At 31.4% G+C, this 23689-nt stretch carries 28 protein-coding genes and 1 pseudogene; 23 read left to right on the plus strand and 6 right to left on the minus strand.

Going from position 1 to position 23689, the window contains the following annotated elements; translation table 11 throughout:
• Positions 1-289 precede the first annotated feature (289 nt).
• Together BXU10_RS25400 and BXU10_RS25405 are read right to left on the minus strand one after the other, a co-directional pair.
• Positions 290-799 (minus strand): transposase, encoded by a 510-nt coding sequence (locus tag BXU10_RS25400; protein WP_255406216.1) that lies wholly within the window; start codon positions 797-799, stop codon positions 290-292.
• A 13-nt stretch (positions 800-812) separates the two neighbouring features.
• Entirely contained in the window at positions 813-986 is a 174-nt protein-coding gene (locus BXU10_RS25405; protein ID WP_223255529.1) for a hypothetical protein, read from the minus strand.
• A 117-nt stretch (positions 987-1103) separates the two neighbouring features.
• Here BXU10_RS25405 and BXU10_RS25410 point away from each other — a divergent pair, with 117 nt between their 5' ends.
• The 7 genes and pseudogenes from BXU10_RS25410 (at position 1104) to BXU10_RS21290 (ending at position 6529) form a co-directional block, all read left to right on the plus strand.
• Positions 1104-1346, plus strand: a complete 243-nt coding sequence (locus BXU10_RS25410) for a hypothetical protein (RefSeq protein WP_223255530.1) — start codon at positions 1104-1106, stop codon at positions 1344-1346.
• Positions 1339-2025: a tetratricopeptide repeat protein gene (locus tag BXU10_RS21270; RefSeq protein ID WP_223255531.1), complete on the plus strand. Its 687-nt coding sequence runs from the start codon at positions 1339-1341 to the stop codon at positions 2023-2025. Before BXU10_RS25410 ends, BXU10_RS21270 begins: the two co-directional genes overlap by 8 nt.
• A 424-nt stretch (positions 2026-2449) precedes the next feature.
• Positions 2450-3370: a hypothetical protein gene (locus BXU10_RS21275; protein ID WP_078229505.1), complete on the plus strand. Its 921-nt coding sequence runs from the start codon at positions 2450-2452 to the stop codon at positions 3368-3370.
• A 647-nt stretch (positions 3371-4017) separates the two neighbouring features.
• Positions 4018-4779: pseudogene (locus BXU10_RS25415) on the plus strand (transposase); the annotation flags it as partial.
• A gap of 30 nt (positions 4780-4809) precedes the next feature.
• Positions 4810-5247 (plus strand): transposase, encoded by a 438-nt coding sequence (locus tag BXU10_RS25420; RefSeq protein WP_223255532.1) that lies wholly within the window; start codon positions 4810-4812, stop codon positions 5245-5247.
• Positions 5248-5311: 64 nt separating this feature from the next.
• Positions 5312-6004, plus strand: coding sequence for a hypothetical protein (locus tag BXU10_RS21285; protein ID WP_078229506.1), 693 nt, complete (start codon positions 5312-5314; stop codon positions 6002-6004).
• A gap of 282 nt (positions 6005-6286) precedes the next feature.
• On the plus strand, positions 6287-6529 hold the full coding sequence (locus BXU10_RS21290) for a hypothetical protein (RefSeq protein WP_078229507.1): 243 nt from the start codon (positions 6287-6289) through the stop codon (positions 6527-6529).
• A 23-nt stretch (positions 6530-6552) separates the two neighbouring features.
• Here BXU10_RS21290 and BXU10_RS21295 read toward each other — a convergent pair whose 3' ends face one another.
• Positions 6553-7455 (minus strand): IS982 family transposase, encoded by a 903-nt coding sequence (locus BXU10_RS21295; protein ID WP_078227759.1) that lies wholly within the window; start codon positions 7453-7455, stop codon positions 6553-6555.
• 576 nt (positions 7456-8031) lie between these two features.
• Between BXU10_RS21295 and BXU10_RS21305 the strand changes: the two genes are divergently transcribed.
• From BXU10_RS21305 to BXU10_RS21315, 3 genes are all read left to right on the plus strand, one after another.
• Complete coding sequence (locus BXU10_RS21305; protein ID WP_078229509.1) at positions 8032-8484, plus strand: hypothetical protein; 453 nt, start codon at positions 8032-8034, stop codon at positions 8482-8484.
• Positions 8485-9359: 875 nt separating this feature from the next.
• A complete protein-coding gene (locus tag BXU10_RS21310; protein ID WP_078229510.1) occupies positions 9360-9839 on the plus strand; it encodes an MlaD family protein in 480 nt (159 codons plus the stop codon).
• A gap of 190 nt (positions 9840-10029) precedes the next feature.
• Positions 10030-10383 carry a hypothetical protein gene (locus tag BXU10_RS21315; RefSeq protein WP_078229511.1) on the plus strand — a complete coding sequence of 118 codons (354 nt, stop codon included), beginning with the start codon at positions 10030-10032 and terminating at the stop codon, positions 10381-10383.
• A 202-nt stretch (positions 10384-10585) separates the two neighbouring features.
• Here BXU10_RS21315 and BXU10_RS21320 read toward each other — a convergent pair whose 3' ends face one another.
• Entirely contained in the window at positions 10586-11599 is a 1014-nt protein-coding gene (locus BXU10_RS21320; protein ID WP_078229512.1) for a transposase, read from the minus strand.
• A gap of 466 nt (positions 11600-12065) precedes the next feature.
• Here BXU10_RS21320 and BXU10_RS21325 point away from each other — a divergent pair, with 466 nt between their 5' ends.
• The 7 genes from BXU10_RS21325 to BXU10_RS21360 all read left to right on the plus strand — a co-directional run bounded on the left by BXU10_RS21325 (position 12066) and on the right by BXU10_RS21360 (position 16579).
• A complete protein-coding gene (locus BXU10_RS21325; RefSeq protein WP_123922074.1) occupies positions 12066-12611 on the plus strand; it encodes a hypothetical protein in 546 nt (181 codons plus the stop codon).
• Between the two features lie 89 nt (positions 12612-12700).
• On the plus strand, positions 12701-13234 hold the full coding sequence (locus BXU10_RS21330; protein ID WP_123922075.1) for a DUF6252 family protein: 534 nt from the start codon (positions 12701-12703) through the stop codon (positions 13232-13234).
• Between the two features lie 201 nt (positions 13235-13435).
• Positions 13436-13846, plus strand: coding sequence for a helix-turn-helix transcriptional regulator (locus BXU10_RS21335; RefSeq protein ID WP_078229742.1), 411 nt, complete (start codon positions 13436-13438; stop codon positions 13844-13846).
• 643 nt (positions 13847-14489) lie between these two features.
• The gene (locus BXU10_RS21345) at positions 14490-14819 is read left to right on the plus strand and encodes a hypothetical protein (RefSeq protein WP_189328113.1); all 330 of its coding nucleotides are present in this window, start codon (positions 14490-14492) and stop codon (positions 14817-14819) included.
• Between the two features lie 135 nt (positions 14820-14954).
• The gene (locus tag BXU10_RS21350) at positions 14955-15569 is read left to right on the plus strand and encodes a hypothetical protein (RefSeq protein ID WP_078229517.1); all 615 of its coding nucleotides are present in this window, start codon (positions 14955-14957) and stop codon (positions 15567-15569) included.
• A 51-nt stretch (positions 15570-15620) separates the two neighbouring features.
• Positions 15621-16040 carry a hypothetical protein gene (locus tag BXU10_RS21355; protein WP_078229518.1) on the plus strand — a complete coding sequence of 140 codons (420 nt, stop codon included), beginning with the start codon at positions 15621-15623 and terminating at the stop codon, positions 16038-16040.
• Between the two features lie 149 nt (positions 16041-16189).
• A complete protein-coding gene (locus BXU10_RS21360) occupies positions 16190-16579 on the plus strand; it encodes an RDD family protein (RefSeq protein ID WP_078229519.1) in 390 nt (129 codons plus the stop codon).
• Between the two features lie 379 nt (positions 16580-16958).
• Here the strand turns inward: BXU10_RS21360 and BXU10_RS21365 are convergent, their stop codons facing one another.
• Positions 16959-17525, minus strand: coding sequence for a transposase (locus BXU10_RS21365; protein WP_078229520.1), 567 nt, complete (start codon positions 17523-17525; stop codon positions 16959-16961).
• A gap of 202 nt (positions 17526-17727) precedes the next feature.
• On the opposite strand from BXU10_RS21365, the gene BXU10_RS21370 reads away from it, so the two are divergent.
• From BXU10_RS21370 to BXU10_RS21380, 3 genes are all read left to right on the plus strand, one after another.
• Complete coding sequence (locus BXU10_RS21370) at positions 17728-18030, plus strand: hypothetical protein (RefSeq protein ID WP_369803424.1); 303 nt, start codon at positions 17728-17730, stop codon at positions 18028-18030.
• A gap of 558 nt (positions 18031-18588) precedes the next feature.
• Positions 18589-19059, plus strand: coding sequence for a group II truncated hemoglobin (locus BXU10_RS21375; protein ID WP_078229521.1), 471 nt, complete (start codon positions 18589-18591; stop codon positions 19057-19059).
• Positions 19060-19128: 69 nt separating this feature from the next.
• Entirely contained in the window at positions 19129-19314 is a 186-nt protein-coding gene (locus tag BXU10_RS21380) for a hypothetical protein (RefSeq protein ID WP_189328114.1), read from the plus strand.
• A 258-nt stretch (positions 19315-19572) separates the two neighbouring features.
• On the opposite strand, the gene BXU10_RS21385 is transcribed toward BXU10_RS21380, so the two are convergent.
• Positions 19573-20346 (minus strand): T9SS type A sorting domain-containing protein, encoded by a 774-nt coding sequence (locus BXU10_RS21385; RefSeq protein WP_078229522.1) that lies wholly within the window; start codon positions 20344-20346, stop codon positions 19573-19575.
• Between the two features lie 590 nt (positions 20347-20936).
• Between BXU10_RS21385 and BXU10_RS21390 the strand changes: the two genes are divergently transcribed.
• The 3 genes from BXU10_RS21390 to BXU10_RS21400 all read left to right on the plus strand — a co-directional run bounded on the left by BXU10_RS21390 (position 20937) and on the right by BXU10_RS21400 (position 23571).
• A complete protein-coding gene (locus BXU10_RS21390; RefSeq protein ID WP_078229523.1) occupies positions 20937-21746 on the plus strand; it encodes a hypothetical protein in 810 nt (269 codons plus the stop codon).
• A 50-nt stretch (positions 21747-21796) separates the two neighbouring features.
• Complete coding sequence (locus BXU10_RS21395) at positions 21797-22339, plus strand: hypothetical protein (RefSeq protein ID WP_078229524.1); 543 nt, start codon at positions 21797-21799, stop codon at positions 22337-22339.
• Positions 22340-22701: 362 nt separating this feature from the next.
• Complete coding sequence (locus BXU10_RS21400) at positions 22702-23571, plus strand: PD40 domain-containing protein (protein WP_078229525.1); 870 nt, start codon at positions 22702-22704, stop codon at positions 23569-23571.
• Positions 23572-23689 lie beyond the last annotated feature (118 nt).

Genomic DNA, 23689 nt, shown 5'->3' on the forward strand with positions numbered 1-23689 from the left:
ATCAAATAACCCTCAGCTATCCTTTCTTTATTTTTCCCCTGTTCGGGCTGTGCTACAATTGTAGTGATGTTCGCTTTTTTGCAGATTTCTATTTGTTTGCCATTATGATAGCCTTTGTCCACTAATGCCAGTATAAGTTTCAATTCCTAAATTTTCTTTGGCTTCTATGGCAATGCAGATAAAGCGCTACGATCGTTCTTGTTGATCGTATGAGTGGCTACCACAAGATTGTGTTTGGCATCGACTGCAGCCTGCATATTAAATGAGATTTCAACCACTTGCCCTTGCACTAATAGGGCTCTGGCATCACTATCGTGGTGCTTATTTGAGGTTCGCCACTTGCTTCTAGTTTTTCTTCCAGTAATTCATAGCGGATTTTGTTTTGTTTTAAACGTTCAATTTTCTGCTTGATGTTTTTGATTTTTTCAGGGTTATGCTTTGCATCATTTTCTTCCAAAGCATCAAGGTATTGCTGGGTTTTGATTTCGATATACTCTAAATGTTTATCTATTTTCTTTTGATTGAAATTAGCTTTACGGCTATTGTGCGCTCGGCTTTTAGTTCCATCAATAGCAATGGTTTCCCCTGCTATTAAATCGGCATCTTTCAAGAAAACGACAAAGAGTTTGAACAAGTTTTTTAATGCTGCAGGATTGTTCTTTCTAAAATCAGATATGCTGTGGTAGTTCGGTCGAATGTCTTCTAACAACCACTGCATTTCAATGTTTCTAAAACATTCTTTTTCCAGTTTGCGGCTACTTCTTAATCCATTGAGATAGCCGTATAAATAGATTTTCAAAAACACTTTGATATTATAGCTCGGTCGACCTTCTGATTTTAATAGAAGTAACTGCAAAACCAAGTTTTTCCAAATCTAAAAAGGTTACAAAAGCATCTATAAAACGAACCTGATTATCGGCAGATATTGCATCTTCTAAACTTGAAAAACGCATTTGTTGGCGGGAAATTCCTTGTATATGTTGCATTACGAAAAATACGAAAAATCCTGTTTTTAAACAATACTTCCCTATATTTGTTTACAACAAAACGGAAGTTTTTTTCACAGACTGACGTTATGGGCAATTTTGAAACAGAAACCTCGAATGAAAAACAAACTATTAATAATTTTATTTTCACTATCAACATTAACAGCTTTCGGACAGAAAAAAATGGATAATAAATATATTACTTGGGACGACTTCGTTGATGGATTTGGTAAAGAAATGGTTTCTGCCGAAGATGTTTTTAATAATATGGCTAAGAATGGACTTAAAAACAACACAATGACAAAAATGGATTTTACTTTTGTTTCAGACAAAAAAAGAAAATCTAATAAAGTTGGGTGAATTTCTTAAAGCTCATTATCCATATTCAGTTAAAGAGGTAAAAAGATTTGATAAACTTTGGGAAATAAATGGAGAAACAAATGAGTTTCCAATGACAGCGGACAATTTACTATATTGGGCATTAGATATGTACAAGCGAGGTTATGAATTTGACGCTACAATTGACGCTTATGGTGGACTTGCTGATTCAAAAACAGCAAAATTTCCAATTTTGGACCCTACAAAAACTGATTATTATTTTGACAAAGGTTTAGAATGTTATAACAAAGGGGATTTAAGCGGTTCAATATTTAATTGGACTTTGGCAATAGAAGTAGATTCAAAAGAACCAAATGCTTATTATTCAAGAGCAATTGTCAAAAACGAACTTTACACTTGGAAATCTGCACTTAAAGATTATGACAAAGCAATTGAAATTGCACCAAAATTTGTTAGTGCATTAATAAACCGAGGCGGTCTTAAGGACCAAAACGGAGATTATCAAGGAGCAATTACTGAGTATGAAACAGTTTTGAAACTTGAAAAATTGGAGCAAGAAGAAAAACAGCAAGCATATTTTAACTTAGGAAATACTTATTTCAATTTAAAAGACAAAAAGAAAGCTTGTGAAAATTGGAGTAAAGCACTTGAAAATGGTGCAGAATATGCAAAAGAACGAATTGCCGAACATTGTAAATAAAAAAAACTGCCCATAACACACGCTACAAGCAATTTGGGGATTTGGCTTAATGGAAAAATTGGTTTGTATTTGGAAGATTTGGCAAATCCGAAAATAGGGCTTAATTTAGTCCCAAACTACTTGTAGCGTGGGAACGTCAGGCTGTGAAAAAACTAAAATCAACGTCTTGAGAATCTCATATTTGAGATTTTTCTCCGGTAGCTCTCCGAATACTTTCTAAATTTGAAGAGGTTTTTCACAGACTGACGTTGGCAGACATTTAAAAAAAATCCGGAATGAAAAGAAAAATATTGCTTTTAATCACAATGATTTTGTTTTTACAAATTGTAAAAATGAAAATAAAGTAGAAGAACTTCAAACTACAAAAACGGAAAATCATGCTATTCTGAATTTAGCTAATGAAATAGAAAAATTAAATTCTGAATTGAAAAAATTTGAAGTTAAATCTCAAATATTTATTATTTCATCAAAAAAACAAACCAAAGTTAAAAGTAAATTAGGAACAACTATTTATGTAAATCCTGAAGAACTTGAAAATATTGACGGTACAAATATTGGAGAAAATATAGAAATTGAATTAAAAGAACTTACAAATCAAAAAGAACTTTTAAAATCAAATGCACAAACTATTTCAAACGGAAAATTACTTGTTTCTGGTGGAGCTTATTTCATAAATATGAAATCTAACGGAAAACAGCTCAAGTTAAAAAATAATAAATTTTTAAAAGTTGATTTTCCAAAGTTAACAGAAAATGAAATGTTTCTATTCTATGGTAAAAAAGATAGTTTAGGAATTATGAATTGGGAAAACACAAAAACTAAATTTACAACCCCAAAATTAGTAACAGAAATTGTTAAAGATAGTTTAACCGAATATCCAGTTGAAGAAGATGTAAGCGAGACAAAACCTTTAACAAAAGAAGAGAGAAAAATAAACCGAGTAATAATTAAAAACTCAAAACTTAATGACAGAATTTATAATTCTGTACAATTAAAGAATTTTGGTTGGATTAATTGTGATAAATTTTATCAAATAGATAATAAGACAAAAATTGAATATGAATTTATTGAAAATAAAAATTTAATCTGTTCGAATTTATATTTAGTTTTTAGAGACATAAATTCTGTTGTACACAATGTTTACTATGATGAAAACAAAAAATATAAGGATGAACAGGAATTTGACAATATTCCTATAGGTTTAAATGTTGAACTAATTGCAGTTTCAGTAATTAACAATAAGATATTTGTTTATAAATCGAAATTTATTACTGGTGAAAAATCAAAAGAAACTATTGATTTTAAAGAAATTAGCGAAAAAGAATTTGAGAAACTATTTGAATAAAAAAATAAACGTCTGCCAACACACGCTACAAGCAATTTGGGTATTAGGCTTAATTTGAAATTGGTTTTGTATTTGGGAATATTTGGCAAATCCGAAAATAGGGCTTAATTTAGTCCCAAACTACTTGTAGCGCGGGAACGTCAGGCTGTGAAAAAACTAAAATCAACGTCTTGAGAATCTCATATTTGAGATTTTTCTCCGGTAGCTCTCCGAATACTTTCTAAATTTGAAGAGGTTTTTTCACAGACTGACGTTGGCAGTAATCCCCCATAGTCCGCGTGCCTTACCTCCCGAAGCTAACGGCCATTGCATAAAAAAATCCATAAATTAGCTACACTCATTGCAAGGCCGATTTGTAAACTGTTGCATAATAGCACGAGTGTAATCCTGGTTGGGAAGTGTGTGATACCTCCAGTGGTGGTACATTTTTTTGTAACCCCGATTAGAATATTCTATTTATCCGAAAGAACTTCCTCTTTGAGTGTTTTTTAAAATTTAAATGTTCAGAATCAGAATGAAAGAACAAAATCAAATTTCGATGGAGATTGTCAATCCTAAAACTGCAGGAATAGACATCCGGTAGCAGGAGTCATTTTGTAGCTGTTGGTCAAAAAGAAGAACACGTAAGAGAGTTTGGTGTTTATAATGACGACCTCAAAGCAATATCAAATTGGCTTAAAGAAAATGGCATCCAAACCGTAGCAATGGAAAGTACAGGCACTTATTGGCAAGCATTATATGCTGTTTTGCTCAGCGATGGTTTTCAAGTGATATTGTGCAATGGAAAATTTACCAAAAACATCAAAGGAAAGAAAACCGATGTACAAGACTGCCAATGGATACAAAAATTACATTCCATCGGTCTATTATCTGGAAGTTTTTTGCCGGATTTACAAACTGAACAACTGCGAACTTATTGCCGACACAGAGCTGGTTTAATTGATCTTGCTGCTGACACAAGCAAGAAAATGCAAAAATACCTTCGTTTACTCAATCTTCGATTGGATATAATTGTTAAAGATATTTGTGGTTTGACGGGACTTAAGATGATAGAAGCCATTTGCAATGGAGAAACTGATGCCCAGAAATTAGCCTCTTTAAGAAACGGAAACTGTAAAAAAAGTGAAGCAGAAATGCAAAAAGCACTCCAAAGCAATGGCCGTAAAGATTATCTATTTGCTCTAAAGCAGGAATACCAGATGTATCAAAATCTGCAAAATCAGATCAAAGACTGCGATATAGAAATAAAAAAATTACTTCAAGACCAGATTGATAGCAACAACAATAAAAAGCAACATTACACGGATCCGAAAATTCACAAAAGAGTCAATAAAAACACACCTAAAAATATTGATTTAAACCTGATGGGTTATCAATACTTCGAAGGAGTAGATTTGTTAAAAATATAAGGATTTAGCCATCAAACCTTACTTACATTAATGAGCGAAGTAGGTTTAGAAGGGATCAAAAAATTCGGCACAGCCAAGCAATTTGCAAGTTGGCTCAGACTTACTCCAAACAATAAAATAAGCGGTGGAAAAGTACTCAGCAGTCGCGTGCCAAAAGGGAGTAATCGCTTGAAAATAGCCTTACGAAATGCTGCCAATGCCATCGGGAATTTAAAAGAATCAACACCTCTGAGAGACTTTTTTCATCGAATTAATTTTAGAAAAGGAAGAGTGTCTGCCATAAGTGCAACAGCAAGAAAATTAGGTATAATCATTTGGAATATGATTGTCAAAAATACCTCATACTATAATCCAGAAAATTACTTATATTTAGACGAAAAAAGAAAACTAGCGGTACAAAAAAGAATACAAAAACAAATGGAAAAACATCAATTCAAAGTCGATGATTTTAACTTTATAACCATTTAGTTTTTAGATATCTATAAAACGTTAGTTAGAATGTTACGAAACCGCTCAAAAAACACAACCAAAAATGAGAAATAACACTTCCAAAATTTATATGTTTAAAGTCAAGGAAGATTATATTTTCTACTTATCAGAATTAATAATTGACACTATTCAGAAAAGCAAAAGGCTTAAAAAATATGAAGATGAAATAGAACTCATATTGAAAAACAATGCAGACAAAAAGTTAGTTGAAACTGAATTTTTCGAGTCAATTAGTGATAAAACAAGTCGATTATTCCAATACATCTTTAATTTAATTGGAGATGAAACTAAACAAGCAGTTTCATATAGAAAATTCAGAAAGTTACTTTATAAAAACAAACGAATCCTTAACATAGAAATTAGTAGTTTAAGTCAAGAAGAAGAATTAATAATTGGAGAATTTAATAAGTTGAGAAATTGGTCGCTACATATTCCTGAATCAATCTATGTGCATAAAAGAGAGTTTTTTAAAGTTGATGAAAAATTTATTGATAAATACAAACTAATTATCGCTGTTGATTATTATAAATATTTTGAAATAGAATTTTTAGCACAACTGAAAGATGAAATAAACCAAGTTTTAGAAGGTGTCGAAATAGTTTTGACAAAAATGAAAGAAGACTATTCAATTTTAGTTGGTGGAGAAGTGGAATATCAAGAAGATGTTTTTGTTAGCAAACCATACGCAATTATGGAAGTTGCGCAAAAATCTTGGGATACTCAAAAAGGAAAGTAAAAACACTACTGCCAACACACGTTTGGCGCAATTGCGAATTTTGTGGTAAATTCACGTTCACATTTCGCAAGAAATTTTATCTTTAACAGAAAGTAATCAGTTCCGAAGTTCGCAACTGACGCCAAGCGTGGGAACGTCAGGCTGTGAAAAAACTAAAATCAACGTCTTGAGAATCTCATATTTGAGATTTTTCTCCGGTAGCTCTCCGAATACTTTCTAAATTTGAAGAGGTTTTTTCACAGACTGACGTTATAGGCAAGCTTAAATCAAATAGTTCTGAAAATGAAAAAATTGACAATTAAATTTACATTACTTACAACTATTTTTCTCTTAGCTAGTTGTGAAGAAAAAGTTCAAAAAATATCCAAATTAAGTTCAAATCAATCACTTGGAAATGGCGAATGGTTAGATTCTTCTGACACATTAAATGGAATCAGTATCCGTGGAAATAGAATTGCATTTTTTAAGAATATGGAATTTTCAGGTGACCAAGTACGCGAATATTACATCATCGATTCTATTTAACGTGAGTTCGATGTAAACAATAATTAAGCTACAAGCCTGTTGTTTTCAAAATCAATATTTATAGAAGGCTTTTTAGGGAAGAAAGAATAGGCTATTAGTGCTGATAATAAATTAGTTATAAAGTTATCAAAACTTCTGTGTCTTGTATGTTCTATTTGACAAATATTTTTCAATTGATCATAAACAGTTTCAATTAATGAGCGCTTTCTTAGCATAATTTTATCTTGTAAAAGCATCATACTATTTTTCATGTTCTTTTTGATTTTAGTAATCAAATGCACACCATCTATAAAAAGCTGTTCAAACAAATCTTTTCCAATATATCCTTTGTCACCAAAAAGTTTTCCAAAAATTCTTTTGTGAAAGTTATTGCTTTTTAAAGGTTCTCTATCATCAACATTGGCTTGAGTAAAGATAAAATCAAGAATTTCTCCCTTATCATTTATAATTAAGTGTAATTTAAACCCAAAGAACCATCCCGTTGAAGTATGCCCTTTTGTCGCTAAATCTTTGAATGTTTTATGCTGTTTTTCCCGTCTAATATGGCATGCTCTCAAAGGGGTAGAGTCAATTATAGAAATTCCTGTGCATTGACCTAAACAGCAGGTTTTCAAAAATAGGGCCATTGGTACAGCGGTTCTTTTTTGAAGTTCCACAAATCTATTGTAAGACACAAGGTTTGGAAATTCGTTATTCAAATGTTTTCCTATATAAAACAAGTAAAAATGTTTTAAGTTTTTGAAACCCATAGTGTGAAATAGCACTAAAATGGTTATAACTTCACTATCTGACATAATAAATTTTCGGTTTCTTTTCTTTGGAGCCTCTTTTTCTTTTAAGCTATGAGCAGCTATAGTTTTATCAAATTCTTTACAGAATTCGTCTATAAGAAAGTAAATTTCAGTAATTTTATTCGCATCTAACATAGAGGTGGTTTTAAATGTAATTAATTGTTTGTCAGGCTTTAATATACATAAACCATCTCTATTTTTCAAATATATCCTTCCTTTTTTATGTCGAACTCACGTTATTTACCAAAGCAAAAAAAACAATCGTATAGTTGGAGAATATCTGATTGCTGTAGGCTTACAAGATACAGTGGTTCTTAAAATTGAAAAAAGAAATAAAAAAAGTTTAGTGTTGCTAAATTCAAAAAATATTCAAAAGGTGTTTAACTTTTGGAAAATTATAAAATTTCATGAAAAATAAAAAGCCTGCCTATAACACACGCTACAAGCAATTTGGGCATTTGGCTTAATGGAAAAATTGGTTTGTATTTGAAAGATTTGGCAAATCCGAAAGATAACGCTTCCTTAATCCCAAACTGCTTGTAGCGCGAGAACGTCAGGCTGTGAAAAAACTAAAATCAACGTCTTGAGAATCTCATATTTGAGATTTTTCTCCGGTAGCTCTCCGAATACTTTCTAAATTTGAAGAGGTTTTTTCACAGACTGACGTTGTAGGCAAGTTTAAAACCGAAGTATATCAGAAGATAAAACATAATGAAAACATCAATTTTATTTCTTTTCTTATTCTCAATCTTAAGTTGTGGAAGACAAAATCCCGAATCAAATTTGGCGGAAGAAAAACTTCAATCAGAAAACAAACTTCTAGAGAAAAGAATCGACAGTCTAAATGGAGAACTGAAAAAAGCGAAGCTGAAAAAAAATTATTGGTTTGATGCAGAATTTGAGGGAACGGATTTGGTAAATAAGGGAATAAAAAATCCTGAAAAGTTTATTGAAAATTCTTTACGTGAAAAACCAGAATTAATTCCTTTGAAATCAACTTTAGGCGGAAAGATAATGTTTGAAAACATTCAATTGCTAACAGACAAATGGCTGATCGCAGATTATAGTGACGGACATGTTTCTGGACGAACAATTTACAGTTATAAAATAGACGAAAACAAAAAAGTGGAGTTTAAAGTGTTGAATTCTCTAGCGCCCGAATAAAAAAACCTGCCTACAACACACGCTACAAGCAATTTGGGTATTAGGCTTAATTTAAAATTGGTTTGTATTTGGAAGATTTGGCAAATCCGAAGAATGGGCTTAATTTAGTCCCAAACTGCTTGTAGCGCGGGAACGTCAGGCTGTGAAAAAACTAAAATCAACGTCTTGAGAATCTCATATTTGAGATTTTTCTCCGGTAGCTCTCCGAATACTTTCTAAATTTGAAGAGGTTTTTTCACAGACTGACGTTAGGGTGTATAGCTGTTGACGATCAACAGTCGATTTTAACCAGAAACTTTACTTCGGAAAATACATAACGAAGCAGAAACCGAGCTGGCCGAAATCTGAACTCAAATCTGAACCGAAATTCGAACCGAAATCTGAACCTTAATTGTTACGGACAAAGAAACGTGAACTGCTTTATGGAAAACCGAAAGCGGAATTTTTTTGTCGATTTTAATTGAGGTTTAATTGAAGTTTGAAGTTCAAAAACGGAAACTATTTAGAACGGAAATCGGAAGGCGGAAAAGTTACCGAAATTGGAATAGAAAATTGGAAAGTCTAATCGTTCGTGCTCAGCATCGTCAAGCTACACACCCTAACACACGCTACAAGCGATTTGGGGATTTGGTTTAATTTGAAAATGGTCTTGTATTTGGAAGATTTGGCAAATCCGAAAATTAACGCTAATTTAGTCCCAAACCGCGTGTAGCGCGAGAACGTCAGTCTGTGAAAAAACCTCTTCAAATTTAGAAAGTATTCGGAGAGCTACCGGAGAAAAATCTCAAATATGAGATTCTCAAGACGTTGATTTTAGTTTTTTCACAGCCTGACGTTAGCCGTCAGTTTTACGGAACTCAAAAAAAAAATCGACAATGAAGAAAATCATTTTAATAACATTAGCATTTACAATATTTTCTTGTTCGAAAACAAGAACCTTAATTCTTCAAACGGAAAATGCCGAAGGAATCACCAATGAAACTAAACTAAAAGTTAATGGATTCGAAATTGGAAAAATTGAAGATGTCCAACTTAATGAAAATGGAAAAGTGTTAATTACAGCCAATCTAAAATCAGAAATAAAACTTCCAATCGACACAGAATTTAGAATTGAAGATGAAGGATTTGTTGGCGGAAAAATTATAGCTGTTAAAGTTGGGAAAAGCAACGAGCGACTTAATGAGAAAAGTATTTTAATGCTGAAAAAACAAAACGAAACTTTTATAAATGACTCATTGAAAGTTAACATTGAAAAAGTAATAAATCAAATTAGCGGAAAGGATAAAAATGACTCAATTTTAATAGAATTGAGAAGATTAAACAAAAATCTTGAGAAGAAAAAACCGAACGGCTAACAGCCGTTTCTCGCAATTGTGAATTTTGTGGTAAGTTCACGTTTACGTTTCGCAAGAATTTTTATCTTTAACAGAAAATAAAAAGTTCCGAACTTCGCAACTGACGAGAAGCGGCGGAACGTTATAGCCAATGTTAGAGAAAACCTCAGGATTTAAATAAAACATAGTACAGAATATTTAAACTAAACTAATGAAAATCAAAAAGAGATATGCTGTTATATTGACAATTGGATTAATATTCATATTTAACAATTACTATCCTTCATGGCTTATAACTGGAACATACACAAGTAACGTTGTTGACCAATTTGCTATTGATGGAATTGACAATAACAAAAAACTAGAAATTAATTCAGACGGGACTTTTAGAGGAGATTCATGGGGACATGGAACATGGGAATTAGAACATGGTTTAAATGGGACAACTATCGATTTTAAATTTAACAATGAGGGTTATAGTACTTATTTCTATCGAAGGATGTTTTTCAGTAAACCCAGAATAGTAATCTTTAGAGACCTCAATTCGGAATTTTTAAAAGATTAATAAACTATTCAATGACTTACTAAAATTTAAAATGAATCGGGATTTAAAAATAAACACTGGCTATAACAAGCGTTTGGCGCGATTGGGGTTTTAGGCTTCATGTAAAGCTTGTTTTGTATTTGGAAAATTTGTGTTTAACCGAAAAATCTCGCATCTTTAATCCCCAAACTCGCATTCTATGGCAAAATCCAAGTAAAAAACGCTAAAAGTATGCTGCAAATTTTTGAATGTTTACATAAGGTGTTCCGCGGTTAATAGTTGCAAAAATTCGCCCCAATAGTTTGCATCTTATATTATTTAAAACCAACATTTTCGATTTCCCTTCGCCTACTTTCCGTGCATAATATTGTTTGAGTTCCGCGTCGTGTTTTTTGCTATTTAAAGCACACATATTCAGTAACGATTTTAGTTTTTTATCTGCTAGATGATTGACCTTTGTCCTTCCTTTTATAGAACTTCCAGAACTGTATTGAAATGGAGCCACTCCAGCATAACAAGCCACTTGTCGCCAGTTTTCGAAGGATTGAAACGATTTGGTAACTAAGATAATATACAAGGCAGTTTGTGGCCCAACCCCTGGAATACTTTGAATGAGCTCGTTCTGCAATTTGAGCTGCTCATTGGATTGAATGATTTCTTTCATTTTCCTTTCTACTTTTTCGATTGCTTTTTGAAGTTGTTTAATAACTACTTTATTAATTTTTAAAACATCACCCATAGCTTCTTTGGGAATATAACCGATTCCTTCACTGGTACTTCCAATGATACGCAAGCTTTTAAGTAGTTTTTCACGTTCTGTAAAAAGTAATTTAAGTTCCATTAATGATAACTCTGGAAGCTGTGTTAATCGCAACTTGTGCAAATGTGTTAAGGTATAAAATGCAATATCTTTAGAGTCATTTTTATCAGTTTTCCCTCTGGAGATTCCTTTGCTGCGTTTGATTTCAATGGCGGGAATCATCCAATAATCGATCTTGTACCGTGTCAAATAACATCCCAAAGGAAGTGAATAAACACCCGTATCTTCAAAGCTGATCAACACCTCTTCTAAAGCAATTTTTCGATTGTTTAGCTGCTTTACAATCTCTTTAATTCCTTTGTTGTCGTTACTTACCACAAAGTGAACTATTTTCTTTCCTAATGGCTTCTCAAGAAAAGTGACGTCTAATTTTGACTTAGAAACATCAATCCCTACAAAAAATAAATACTTTTTCATACATTTGATTTTAAGTGAAATAAAAAGTTGAATTTGCTTTAAAGCCTTTATTAGACCCGTTGTCTATCATTCTATTTGAAGCCATTCAACAAAACTCAAGGAGGAGCAGAAGACTAATGCGAGGTATGGATCATGAGTCTGGCCAAGCGCGTAGTTCACTTCTGCTTTCCTTTGAGAAATTTACAAAATTTATGCTTTACAAAGTAAAGGCATTCTATGATAAAATAGGCTAAATTTATTCACATATAAACAAGTTAGCGTTAATACTACTCGAAATGAACAAAAAAACTAAATAGAAACACATGAATATTAATTTTTTAAAAATAATTATAATATGTTTTATTGTGTTTTCTTGCCAAGAAAAAGAAAAAACTAAAAAAAAGAAGCTAAACCAAATAAATCGATATCTATATCTCAATCAAAAGAAAAAAAAATCTTAGAAAAAGACACTATAACAATAGAGTATTTGTACAAATACAATCCTTATGATTACGATACTAAATTAAGAAATGGCTTTAAGCTTGAGTTTTCTTATTTTCAAAAACATAAGGATAGCGTTATAAAGATGTGCTTAACTCTTAAGAGAAAAGAAAAAATCATTGACACGCTAAACATTATGGGATACGGAGCTCCTCATAAAAATTTAGGCTATATTGGTGCTGATTTTGACAAATATTTTGCTTTTGTAAATTCGTTTGGAAGTGGAAATCCACATGAATATAGATTAATAAAAAAATTAGATGGTAAAACTGTGAAAACAGGTTTTATAATTGATAGCTATAATGACCCTGATTTTTTATTATATGCTAAAGGATATGATTCAATAATGCTTTACGACGTAGAAAAAGAGAAAGACTTTTTAATAGAAAGATTAAGTGATTCTAAAGAAATTGATTGTATGGTTAGCGATTTATGCGATGTTTTAAAAATTAAAAAAGTAACTAATAATTACGTCCAAATTGATATAAATAATTACGACAAGAAAAAAATAACCAAAAAGTACTACCGCTAACAGGCCCCCACGCTGGCGCGAACGTCCCGCTCGTGAACACAATCCTGTCTAATCCTGAAAAAAATCAGATTAAACATAACTAAAAATATATGATGAAAAATTCAATTACAGTTTTAATGTTATTATTAATGATCAGTTGTACTCAAAATGATGACAAACAACTAAATGATGATATTTATGATGGAAGAGGTGGAATATCTTGCGAGGTAAATGGCGTAGTTTTAAAACCAAGTACTGCAATACTCTATAATAACAAAGGATTTGATTTTGGTAAGGATATAAATAATATTCCAACATTGTCTGTAAGTTTTACAAATAATTCAGGATATGATTTTAAATCAATTCGTTTAGTTGCTTTGGATGCTTCTTATGAAAGTGATTTAGTTGGAAAGGTCTTTAGCCTGAAAAACGAAACAAATCAAGAAAGCTATGCGAACTATGAATTTTATAATAATGGAGTACCTAATAAATACAAAACTGACGATATAAATAATGGCGAATTAAAAATTCTTTTCTATGATAAACAAAAGAACATACTAGGAGGAACATTTTGGTTTGATGCAATAAATAGCAAAGGAGAAAATGTAAAAGTTAAAAATGGAAAATTTGACTTAAAAAGGTAAAAAGTCTAGCAAAATAGTTATTCCCCCCGCTCCCGCACGAATCCTTTCGTGTGGATTTTGAACCCCGATCGAACAGAATTTTATTCTATTCTAAAAAGAGGAAACTCTATATCAGATATGATATTATACTGAATATTTTTTTACCTTTGAAATTAAGACTTTTTAATGCAAATGGCTTCGAGCCTTCAGAAAATTGATATTATGGAACAAAAAATACATCAGGGAAGAAATGTAAAACGATTCAGGGAAATGTTGGGCATCAAACAAGAAGCATTGGCTTTTGATTTGGGTAACGACTGGAATCAGAAGAAAATTTCTTTGTTGGAGCAAAAAGATGTAATCGAAGATGATATGCTCAGACAAATATCAAATGCATTGAAAATTCCTGTTGAAGCATTCCAGAATTTTGATGAGGAGCAAGCGGTAAATATTATATCTAATACTTTTACAAATAACGACAGTTCAACAGGGATAGCTTATAATTTTCACCCAACTTTTAATCCAATAGATAAAGTCATTCAACTTTATGATGAAAAGATTGCTCTTTACGAACGTATGCTGAAAGAAAAAGAAGAGATGATGGCTAAGCTGGAAAGGCTTATTAACAAATAGAAAATAGAAGTAATTTGAAAGTATTACTTTTTCATAGGATAAAAGGCTCAACCGTTTAGTTGAGCTTTTTTAATGGACCACGATAGCGAAGAATTGCACGAGCAAAATGCTCACGCCAGCAAAGGATAATACTCGGGTAAGAAATTAATACAAAAAAATGATACGTTAGAATGATAGAACTTACTTTTGTTTTCTTTTCTAAAATTTATATTTTTTTTTTATAAAGAAAAAAAGGATTATTGGAAAATCTTCCCAATTATTATTATGTCAACAATAGCCATGATTAATTTACAATTAATAATGTCGTTTATATTTTCACCAAGTAAATATTTTATTTTAGGATTAGCTACCTCATTTCTGGTTCTTTTTAATATATTACTTAATGAAAGAGATTATAACTGGGCTATTCAATATTCAATTTCACGAAAACAAAAAATAACTATTATATGTATTCTAGCTGTAGATTTTATAACAGTAGGTATACTTTCGACAATTTCTCGTGATATTTATATGGCAACACATTGATATGCCCCCGCTCCCGTCGTGAACACAATCCAAATCAATATTTAATTACAAAGTTTTAAAAATATAAAAAGACCATAATTACACGAGCATGATGCTCGAGCCAGCAAAAGGGAATAAAATGAGTATAAAAAAAAGCAAGCCAACAAACCTTTTCGATTTTTTAGATTTCATTCGTGAAAAACCAGAGTTATATATTGGCGAAAAATCATTAACTGCTTTATATTTCAATATAAATGGATTCAATTTATCATGCTGGGTTCATAATATCGAAGAAAACATTAAACCTGAATGGAAAGGATTTCATGATTTTGTAGCTTTAAAACTCGAATACACAGAATCAACTTCAGGTTATAGAAATATGATTTTAGAGAAGAATCAATTTGACGAAATCAAATCACTAAATATGTTTTTTGAGCTTGTAGATTCATATAAAGAGACCTATAAATAAATGAGTTTCACAAATTATAAGAATACTTATTTTCTTTACTTTATGGGCACAGAATTAATTCTGCACTATTTGGAATACATAAGTTTTAAAAGCTGACATATTCAAGAACATTGTATATAACTAAATATAATTAGAATGGAATTAGGAATTTTCAAAAAATTTTGGGACGGACAACCGAATCATCTACCTTTTTTAAGCCTGAGAAGTTATGCTGACGAACCAAAAGAGTTTAACTTAAACCTTAGTATCTCTAAACTTGAATTTATTCTTGAAAATAATTCCGAAGAATCGATTAAAGAAAGTATTAAACTTATACTTTCACATGAAGACTGGAGATTACATTTGATTGCTTCTATGACATTATTAACTCTAAGGCAAACAACACGAGAAAATTTAACCCCTTATTTTTGGGAAAGGATTAATAAAGGCTCATGGGTTAGTCCACAAATTATGGTAGCATTATCATTGACAGACATTGAATTCAAAGAAAAAAGTAAAAAAATACTAAGTGAAGGTTTAAAAATAAATTATTCTGATTTGCCTGAAATAGAACATCACGTTTTCAGAGGCGGTACGCCGAGAAATATAGCCGAGAAGAAAATTATTGCTTCATTAGATTATCTCATAAATGATATTGTTAACGACACTCATGACAATGACGCCGGCGGTTCAATATGCAAAAGCTGGAAAGAAAATTTAGAACAATTAATACTACAAAACAAATTCAAACTCCAACAATTTTTAACCTAATCAGTGAGAAATTCTTATCTTCAGAAAAACTAAAATATCGAATTAAAAATAATGGAGTTAATTGATGTAATGGTATTTATACCTTCATTCTCAAAAGACAAATTAGTATATTTTAAAGAAGAGTTTCTTGAAGGGTATATTTCTTCTGATGAATTTTATGAATCACCAAAATATAGTTCGCCAGTTCTTTTTGAGACAGAAAACTTTCTGGAAATGTGGAATTATATTTTGGATGAACAAGGCAGATCTTTTACTTTTTATTTTGAAAACACAAATAAAATATTTTGCCCAAAAGCAGCAATTCAAGTCAATATTGATGGTTCTATATGTTTAGTTCTAAGTGTTATTGATTTAGATCATACAGAAGAATATGAGTTAAAACTCAAAAATAGTTTTCCGGATGATAAATGTGTTACTAGCTATTCTTATTTTATGCCTTCTTCAAGAGAAGATTTTTATAAGGCTCTCTAATAATAACCTTGATTTTTTCCTATCAAATAGCTAAAAAAAAAGACATTTGCGTAAAGAAAAACACTTCGTAATCACAGAATGCACACGAGCGATAGCGAACTGACGAAGTAATTCTGAGCTGTCGAAAAATTTACCTTTTATTTATACACATGCAAAAAGAAGCTGGAAGAAAAAAAAGATTTATAAATTTTATTGTTGACATTATTACAATTGGTGTTTTAATGGAAATCACTTTTAGAATTGAAGAAATTGTAGATTATAAAACACTTATCAAAAATATTAGAATTATAATTGTTTTTGGTTACTATGTTTCGATGGAATATCTATTTGGAAAAACAATAGGAAAATATTTCACTAATACCAAGGTTGTAAACGTCGACGGAAGTAAAATAAGTTTCAGAACAGCCATAATAAGATATATATGTAGATGGATTCCTTTTGAATTTGCTTCATTAGCTCTTGGAAGTGATGCCGAAGCTTGGCACGATACTCTTTCTAAAACGAAAGTAATAGAGGATAGTAACTTTAAAAAAATGTAATCATAGCAAAACTTTTTATCAGACAAAATAGATCACATCCACAACAACACGATCTCGCAAATCTACCCCGCTCCCTCACGAATCCTTTCGTGTGGGCTTTGGAACCAGAATTTCTTATATTTCAAACTTTCTAATAAAGCCTTAGCATCAAAAGAACTTGTTATCCTTCATATTAAATAGCATAAGGCGAAAAAAAAAAAATCTTATCTAGCCCTGATGGAAGGTAAAATCCTTTTATTTTCCTTTAAAAAATAAAAGATTGGAAGGACAGCGGGACTAAAAGCCATTATGAAACTAATTTTTCTGCTTATGATAAAATTTAGGTTTCAAAGCCACGAAAGGATTCGTGCGGGAGCAGTGCTTTTAAAACCAGAGTTTCTTATACCTCAAACATTCTAAATACAACTATATCATCAATAAGACCTTGCTGTCCTGAATAATCTATAGCACTACTGTACACATAATCTTCAGGTTTATATACTAAGCCCGCTTCAACCGGATTATTATGAACATAATCTATTTTTTGCTGAATCACTTTATTGCTCCACAACTCTATTGGTTTGTTATCATGACGCCAAAATTGGTAATGTTTTACATTTGAACTCTTTTGGGCTTCTTTTCTGAAAAAATCCAACAGAAATTCTTTTCGGCTTTCTTTTGGATTTTCCTGTATGCTTTTTACTATGGAATTACTGGTAAACCTTTTTAAGTCACCCACTAATAACTCAGGTTTTTGTCCTTTTATACTACGAAAAACCAAATGCACATGATTACTCATAATACACCATGCATGAATTTCTAATCCTTTGTTTTTCTGACAATAAAGAATGCTTTCAATAAATAAATCTTTATATTCATTTCGGGTAAACACATCTAACCAACCTACTACTGCAAAACTTATAAAATAGAGGCCTTCAGGATTATGAAATTTGTAATTTCTGCTCATTGATGAAAAAAAATAAGATTATTCTGTAAATATATAAATTATTAGCTTTAAGCATGAAAACAATCATTACATAAAATTAGGTTTCAAAAGCCACACGAAAGGATTCGTGCGGGAGCGCGGAGAACAGAAGGTTTTATATTGTCTGATATTATTAGGGATTTCAAAAAATTCACATCAAAGAAAATAATTCAGACAATAGTTGATGAACCGGAGAGCAGAAGAGAAACCTAACGAAGTGGTTCAGCGAAGCCAATGGATGCTGGATTATTTTCAAAAAGCCTGTGAGCATTTAAAAAAGAATCAAACTTACAAAGTTTGGCAAAATGGCTATCACGCAGAACATATTTACAGTAACACTTTTATCAGGCAAAAAATAGATTACATTCACAACAATCCTCTGAAAAACAAAATTGTGACTTTAGCTGAAGATTATTATTTTAGTTCAGCACGAAATTATGCAGGTTTAGAAAATGATTTAGAGGTAGTATTGTTAGATTTGTTTTGATATTTTCACAAATTATAAGGCATCTATTTTTATCTACTTTGCGGGCACAGAATACAATTCTGCGCTATCGGATTTAGAAAATGATTTAGATGTGGTATTCTTAGATTTGTTTTGAGCTTTCACAAATTAAAGACAAATTATTTTTGCTTTCCTTTGCGGGCACAGAATGCAATTCTGCGCTATCGGATTGAGTGGAGAAAATCCGAAGTTCTACTTAGAATATAAAAACACTCTACTCTACGAAGTGCTCTAATGAAAAGGCAAATGTCTCTAGACTTTGAGCAATTTTTTTAATGTTGTTATAATCCTAAATCTCTCAAAAGTCTCCCGCCTTTTTACAAAACGTTTTTAAACGAGAATAACCCGCTCCCGTACGAATCGTTTCGTCTGGGCTTTTGGACGTGCTCTACAAAGTGTTCTTATGAAAAGTAAACATCATTTTGTAATTATTTTTTTATATTTTTGAGTTAAAATAACACACTGTAAATCAAACAAGTATTTCATTTATTCTCTTTAACATAAAACAATTATCCATCAGCTATTGTAAAATATAAAAGAATGAAAAATATACCAACATTGTATGAATGGGCAGGCGATATGCAGACCTTCGAGACTTTATTTTCAAAATTTTACGAAAAAGTACTGAATGACGAAATATTGGGTGAGGTCTTCAAAAATATGTCACCTGAGCATGTTGAACATGTAGCGCATTTTGTTGCTGAGGTTTTTGGCGGTGAAAAATTATACACTTCCAATGACAATGGCAGCCATGCAAAAATGATTGGAAAACATATTGGCAAAATGCTGACAGAAGAAATGAGACAGCGCTGGGTTCATTTACTGCTGCAAACTTCAGATGAAATTGGATTAAAAAGCGACCCCGAATTTCGTTCGGCTTTTGTTGGGTATATCGAATGGGGCACTCGTCTGGCTGTTATAAATTCTCAGCTAACAGAAAATCCAATAAACTCAAACGAACCTATGCCAAAATGGGACTGGGGTGCAACAGGCGGACCTTATGTAAATTAAAAAATATAATTTTACAGAACTGCATTTAGATAACAAGAACATTAACGGTAATAGTTTAGCAATATAAAAATGAAAACACACAAAACAAGCCGAACAGCTCAATATATGGCTCTATTCAGAGCATTGGAAACAAAACGCAATTCAAATGATAAATTATTTTCTGACGAATATGCAATACATTTTCTTGAAGCTAAATTGCGATTTGCATCACGTATGTCTAAATATGCTATTATTAGAAAATATATCAGTATATGAGTTTTATAGAGTAGCAATAGCCGTAAAGCAATAACTACGCCTGCTCTACTAAGTGTTCTCATGAAAACTGCCTCGCTCCCGCACAAATCCATACGTGCAGGAGCGCATGGGAAGATGTTTGAAGAAAAAAAGATGTACGTTAGTCATTTATGATTCTTATCTACTACTAAAAATAAAAATCCCGACTACAATATATGCAATCAGGATTTTTATATTAAGCCTCTCAACCTGTTTGAGTGACTCAATATTACAACAGATTTAATTTTTTATAAATTTTCCGGACTTGTTCCCAAGTTTGTAAATGTAAACTCCGTTTTGAAATCCGGTAACATCTATTTTAATTTCTTCTTCTGAATGGTTTTCTTCTAATATTTTTTTACCCTCAACAGAAAATATTTGTAGTGTTGCAGCTTTTCCTGTACTGCTTGTGTTCGAAATATTGATTACATTGTTACTCGGGTTAGGGAATACAAAAGCTTTTTTCGTTAAAATATCCTGTTGCTCAGCTGATAATGTTCCTGTTAACCCATACACATCATAATCGTATGCATTTGTGGCAGGATTTTGCTCTGAACCCGTAATAATCAATTTATAATTGTTCGAATTATCCTTAACTACTCCGGCATAGTACTTACCGGGGAAATTTTGCAAAAGAACTCCGCTATCATTACATAAGTATAATTTTCTATTATTAGAGTCGCCAATCTTATATGATTTGTACAAAAACTCAATTTGGTTATCACTATTGAAAAGTTTGTCTGTTATGAAAATAATTTCTGAAAGAAAATGCCCTGCATCTAAAGGAATTGTAAAAGAAGTTTCAAGGACATGAGACTGGCTGTAAATTTCTACAATGTTTGTCGTTCTGTTGAATGTGTAATACTTTAATCCGTTAGCTGTATTAATTCCCAGAACATCTGACATATTTGATTTTTGTATACCAGAACTATACGAATGTTCTAAAGTTAACTGTGAATAAGAATAACTGTTAAAAAAAAAGTTGATTAATAATAAAAAAGTAATTTTCTTCATGAATTAAAATTGTATAATTGCCCTACTTTCAGATCTTTTAAAGTCGCTGTTTCAGTTTTCCGACTTAACGTTATATCGAACTATTACACTAATAATCAATACATCATATATTTTTTCCATTTCTGATGACAAAAACTTTGTCAGGGTACATGCTGTCTTGGATTCACTTCAAAATTATTCGCGCTAAAATAGGAAAAGTATTTTATTTTTTTTTAAAAATCTGTGCAAGATTAAAAAAATATTTGATTGAATCTTTGATACACCTTTGTAGCGAGTACCTAGGTGAATTAAAAGATAAATTCCAGCGTTTGTAAAACGGTTATTAAAACAAAAGTTTTTATATTTATGTAGACAATCTATCTAAAAAACCTCTTTTTCAAACGCTTTATTTAGTTTTTATAAATACAATGTATACTCGTTGCAAATGAGCAACAGATTGAGACATTTAGAGTGCTAAGAACACTTTTAAGAGCGAATTGTATTTCTAATAAAATAAGAGGCCAGCAAAAAAGTTATATTTCAATTTTATACTTTAGCCATTTTACGCAACCTTCTGTAAAATAATCATCTATATAAATAAAACAGCTGTTATGAAAAAAATTATAGTACTAATCATGATTGGATTTATGATGAATGCCTGCAGTTCTGATGATGACAAGAACAATAGCTTCAACTATGACGACTACATTGTCAAAAAGTCTATTGTCTCAGCTATTAATTTTATGCCGGAAGAAATATATCCTGGTGCAGACGCCTCAAAATCAACAGTTTTAAAATTAAAACTAATTACCGAAGAAGAATTTCCATGCATTAATTATGGTATAAACACTACTCAGTTTTCAAAAGGAAACGAACTAATCGTGCGATTCGACAAAATAGCAGAACCGGGTGGCTGTTTTACTGCAATTGGACCGGCAATCTCTTACATCGACTTACCGGAAAACACAGAGAAAATAACGTTTATAAACGGAGATAAAATCGATCACTATTCAATAGACATTAATGACCAGAAAATAGCTATCGCAACCATTGAAAAGCACTTCACAAGCTCATTATACAATAAAACTTTTAGAATTCCGACAAATTCATTTGCCTATCTGTGCGGAACGAATAAAAATAATACGCAAATTTATACTGATTTTTATGCGTTGATAAAGCAAAACGCGGATTTTACAGAATTTGAATTTGAGGGCGAAGGAAGAATACCTTATCCTAAAACAACTACCGGAAATTGGGTCAATCATCCTTCAAGATTTTTTAAATATAAGAATGTTCAGGAATTTAAGAATCTGGCGACTACTTTAAATAATTATTCTGCTAATATTGAAAAAAATTCTGGTGTCAGTATTTCTATTTACGGTTGGAACAACATCAAATTCTATAGTTGGATTGAAAATTAAAGATATCCAAACGGGAGAATGTACTCAGCGTTAACAGAGAATTGTATTTTATGGTGCCAGAGTTATATTGGAATGATTTGTCAAATCCAAATAATGAGTTTAATTTTACCAAACCTACTGCAATACCAGAACGTTGGTGGATATGCATTAAACTAAAAACAACTATGGGATTCAATATAGGAATTGGAGCAATTGACAAGAATAATCAGATAGATATCTCTTGTGACATCTTTTTAGACCGATCTTATTATAATTTAATTTCAGAGTATCTTTTTGAAACAAAAATAGAATCATGCCTATATCAAATTTCCATTGATTCCAAAATCGATATTCAGCCTTTGACAAACATTGTTTATTTAAATGATGATGAAGAATGGATACCAACAAATCTTCAATCAACAAGCAAATTAATTAGTTTGATTACTGAATTAGAAAGTTATATTGACAAAGTTTCTCAGAACTCTACCAAGAATCTTGAAAAATGGAAAAAATACATAAGTGAAGATTTGAAGAAACATTTAGAAATAATAATATCAAGCTTAAAATGTTTTGAGGAAAAGAAATACGAAAAAGTTTTTTTTTGGTATGGGTAAGCTAACCTCCCACTCTTACAAATATCAAAATCAATCAATAATGAAAAAATTAGACAAAATACACGAAACGGAAAGAACTGAGATAAAATCGATCAATATTCAATAGACATTAATGTCTAAAAAAATTCTGGCGTCAGTATTTCTATTTACGGTTGGAACAACATCAAATTCTATAGTTGGATCGAAAATTAAAGATATCCAAACGCGGGAATCTATTATTACAATTAGTTATGATTAATAAGCTGAATTTTGGTTATGTTTAGAAGTAAATATTAAAATCATCCTATTGAGAAAATCCACAAGACGTTAATATTTATTATTTTTTAAATTAGCGACACGATACTTAATAAATAGAAAACAATATGAAAATCACATTTTCTTTTATACTACTATTTTTGACGCTTTACATACATGCACAGCAAACCCCTACTCTATTTGAACCCAATACCATTTCAAATAATGGTGTATTTGGTTTAACGATTTCACCGGATTCCAAAATAGCGCTATGGGTTTTGTCAAAAGGAAAAAGAGATACATTGACCATAATGGAATCTGTAAAAGAAAATGGACAATGGACTAAAGCCCGTATTGCTTCTTTTTCAGCAGCAGCAGGGCAATGGAAAGATATTGATCCTATATTTTCTCCTGATGGCAAAACGGTACTTTTTCAATCAAACAGAAACACCAACAGAGCATCTGACAGGAAAGATTTTGATATTTGGGCAGTACATCTTACCGATGCAGGCTGGTCAGAACCTTACAGACTGGAAGGCAATATTAATTCGGAAGCTTCTGAGTCATATGCCTCAATGACAAAAGACCGCACCATTTATTTCATGAAAGAGAACGACAACAAGACTGGACTGTCTGATATCTATTATTCGATATTAAAGGATGGAAAATACCAGAAACCTCAAAATATTGGTTTACCTATTAATACAAACGAAAGAGAATCAAACCCATATATTTCGCCAAATGGAAAATACATCATCTATTTTTCTTCCGATAATTCGGGATTTGGAGAAGTAGACCTCTACATTTCTTTTAACAGAAAAAATAAATGGACGGCTCCAAAAAATTTAGGCATTCCGATTAACTCAAAATTTGCAGAATTTTGCCCATTTGTTCACGAAAAAGAGAATAGACTTTATTTTTCAAGACAAGAAAAAGTCGGCGATCGATTTAAAGAAAATCTATATTTCATTGACTTTGACAGTAACAAATACAAATAAAACTGTAATCTTTACGAAGTAATAAAATGAGTATTAACAATCTTCGTCATGAAAAAATACTACTAATACTATTGAGATTTTCAGTTTTAAATCTTTTTCAACATTGCCAGCCAAATTC

The sequence above is a fragment of the Flavobacterium sp. LM4 genome, from assembly GCF_002017935.1.
In the GTDB taxonomy this organism is placed as follows: domain Bacteria; phylum Bacteroidota; class Bacteroidia; order Flavobacteriales; family Flavobacteriaceae; genus Flavobacterium; species Flavobacterium chungangense.

What these genes read in the sequence shown, in the direction of transcription:
- BXU10_RS21290 (WP_078229507.1), top strand. Translation starts at nt 6,287, where the DNA reads ATGAAAAAATTGACAATTAAATTTACATTACTTACAACTATTTTTCTC.
- BXU10_RS21360 (WP_078229519.1), top strand. Translation starts at nt 16,190, where the DNA reads ATGCAAAAAGAAGCTGGAAGAAAAAAAAGATTTATAAATTTTATTGTT.
- BXU10_RS21370 (WP_369803424.1), top strand. Translation starts at nt 17,728, where the DNA reads ATGAACCGGAGAGCAGAAGAGAAACCTAACGAAGTGGTTCAGCGAAGC.
- BXU10_RS25420 (WP_223255532.1), top strand. Translation starts at nt 4,810, where the DNA reads ATGAGCGAAGTAGGTTTAGAAGGGATCAAAAAATTCGGCACAGCCAAG.
- BXU10_RS21310 (WP_078229510.1), top strand. Translation starts at nt 9,360, where the DNA reads ATGAAGAAAATCATTTTAATAACATTAGCATTTACAATATTTTCTTGT.
- BXU10_RS21395 (WP_078229524.1), top strand. Translation starts at nt 21,797, where the DNA reads ATGGTGCCAGAGTTATATTGGAATGATTTGTCAAATCCAAATAATGAG.
- BXU10_RS21380 (WP_189328114.1), top strand. Translation starts at nt 19,129, where the DNA reads ATGAAAACACACAAAACAAGCCGAACAGCTCAATATATGGCTCTATTC.
- BXU10_RS21335 (WP_078229742.1), top strand. Translation starts at nt 13,436, where the DNA reads ATGGAACAAAAAATACATCAGGGAAGAAATGTAAAACGATTCAGGGAA.
- BXU10_RS25410 (WP_223255530.1), top strand. Translation starts at nt 1,104, where the DNA reads ATGAAAAACAAACTATTAATAATTTTATTTTCACTATCAACATTAACA.
- BXU10_RS21285 (WP_078229506.1), top strand. Translation starts at nt 5,312, where the DNA reads ATGAGAAATAACACTTCCAAAATTTATATGTTTAAAGTCAAGGAAGAT.
- BXU10_RS21345 (WP_189328113.1), top strand. Translation starts at nt 14,490, where the DNA reads ATGAGTATAAAAAAAAGCAAGCCAACAAACCTTTTCGATTTTTTAGAT.
- BXU10_RS21320 (WP_078229512.1), bottom strand. Translation starts at nt 11,599, where the DNA reads ATGAAAAAGTATTTATTTTTTGTAGGGATTGATGTTTCTAAGTCAAAA.
- BXU10_RS25405 (WP_223255529.1), bottom strand. Translation starts at nt 986, where the DNA reads ATGCAACATATACAAGGAATTTCCCGCCAACAAATGCGTTTTTCAAGT.
- BXU10_RS21355 (WP_078229518.1), top strand. Translation starts at nt 15,621, where the DNA reads ATGGAGTTAATTGATGTAATGGTATTTATACCTTCATTCTCAAAAGAC.
- BXU10_RS21385 (WP_078229522.1), bottom strand. Translation starts at nt 20,346, where the DNA reads ATGAAGAAAATTACTTTTTTATTATTAATCAACTTTTTTTTTAACAGT.
- BXU10_RS21330 (WP_123922075.1), top strand. Translation starts at nt 12,701, where the DNA reads ATGATGAAAAATTCAATTACAGTTTTAATGTTATTATTAATGATCAGT.
- BXU10_RS21305 (WP_078229509.1), top strand. Translation starts at nt 8,032, where the DNA reads ATGAAAACATCAATTTTATTTCTTTTCTTATTCTCAATCTTAAGTTGT.
- BXU10_RS21350 (WP_078229517.1), top strand. Translation starts at nt 14,955, where the DNA reads ATGGAATTAGGAATTTTCAAAAAATTTTGGGACGGACAACCGAATCAT.
- BXU10_RS21390 (WP_078229523.1), top strand. Translation starts at nt 20,937, where the DNA reads ATGAAAAAAATTATAGTACTAATCATGATTGGATTTATGATGAATGCC.
- BXU10_RS21365 (WP_078229520.1), bottom strand. Translation starts at nt 17,525, where the DNA reads ATGAGCAGAAATTACAAATTTCATAATCCTGAAGGCCTCTATTTTATA.
- BXU10_RS21375 (WP_078229521.1), top strand. Translation starts at nt 18,589, where the DNA reads ATGAAAAATATACCAACATTGTATGAATGGGCAGGCGATATGCAGACC.
- BXU10_RS21315 (WP_078229511.1), top strand. Translation starts at nt 10,030, where the DNA reads ATGAAAATCAAAAAGAGATATGCTGTTATATTGACAATTGGATTAATA.
- BXU10_RS21295 (WP_078227759.1), bottom strand. Translation starts at nt 7,455, where the DNA reads ATGTTAGATGCGAATAAAATTACTGAAATTTACTTTCTTATAGACGAA.
- BXU10_RS21400 (WP_078229525.1), top strand. Translation starts at nt 22,702, where the DNA reads ATGAAAATCACATTTTCTTTTATACTACTATTTTTGACGCTTTACATA.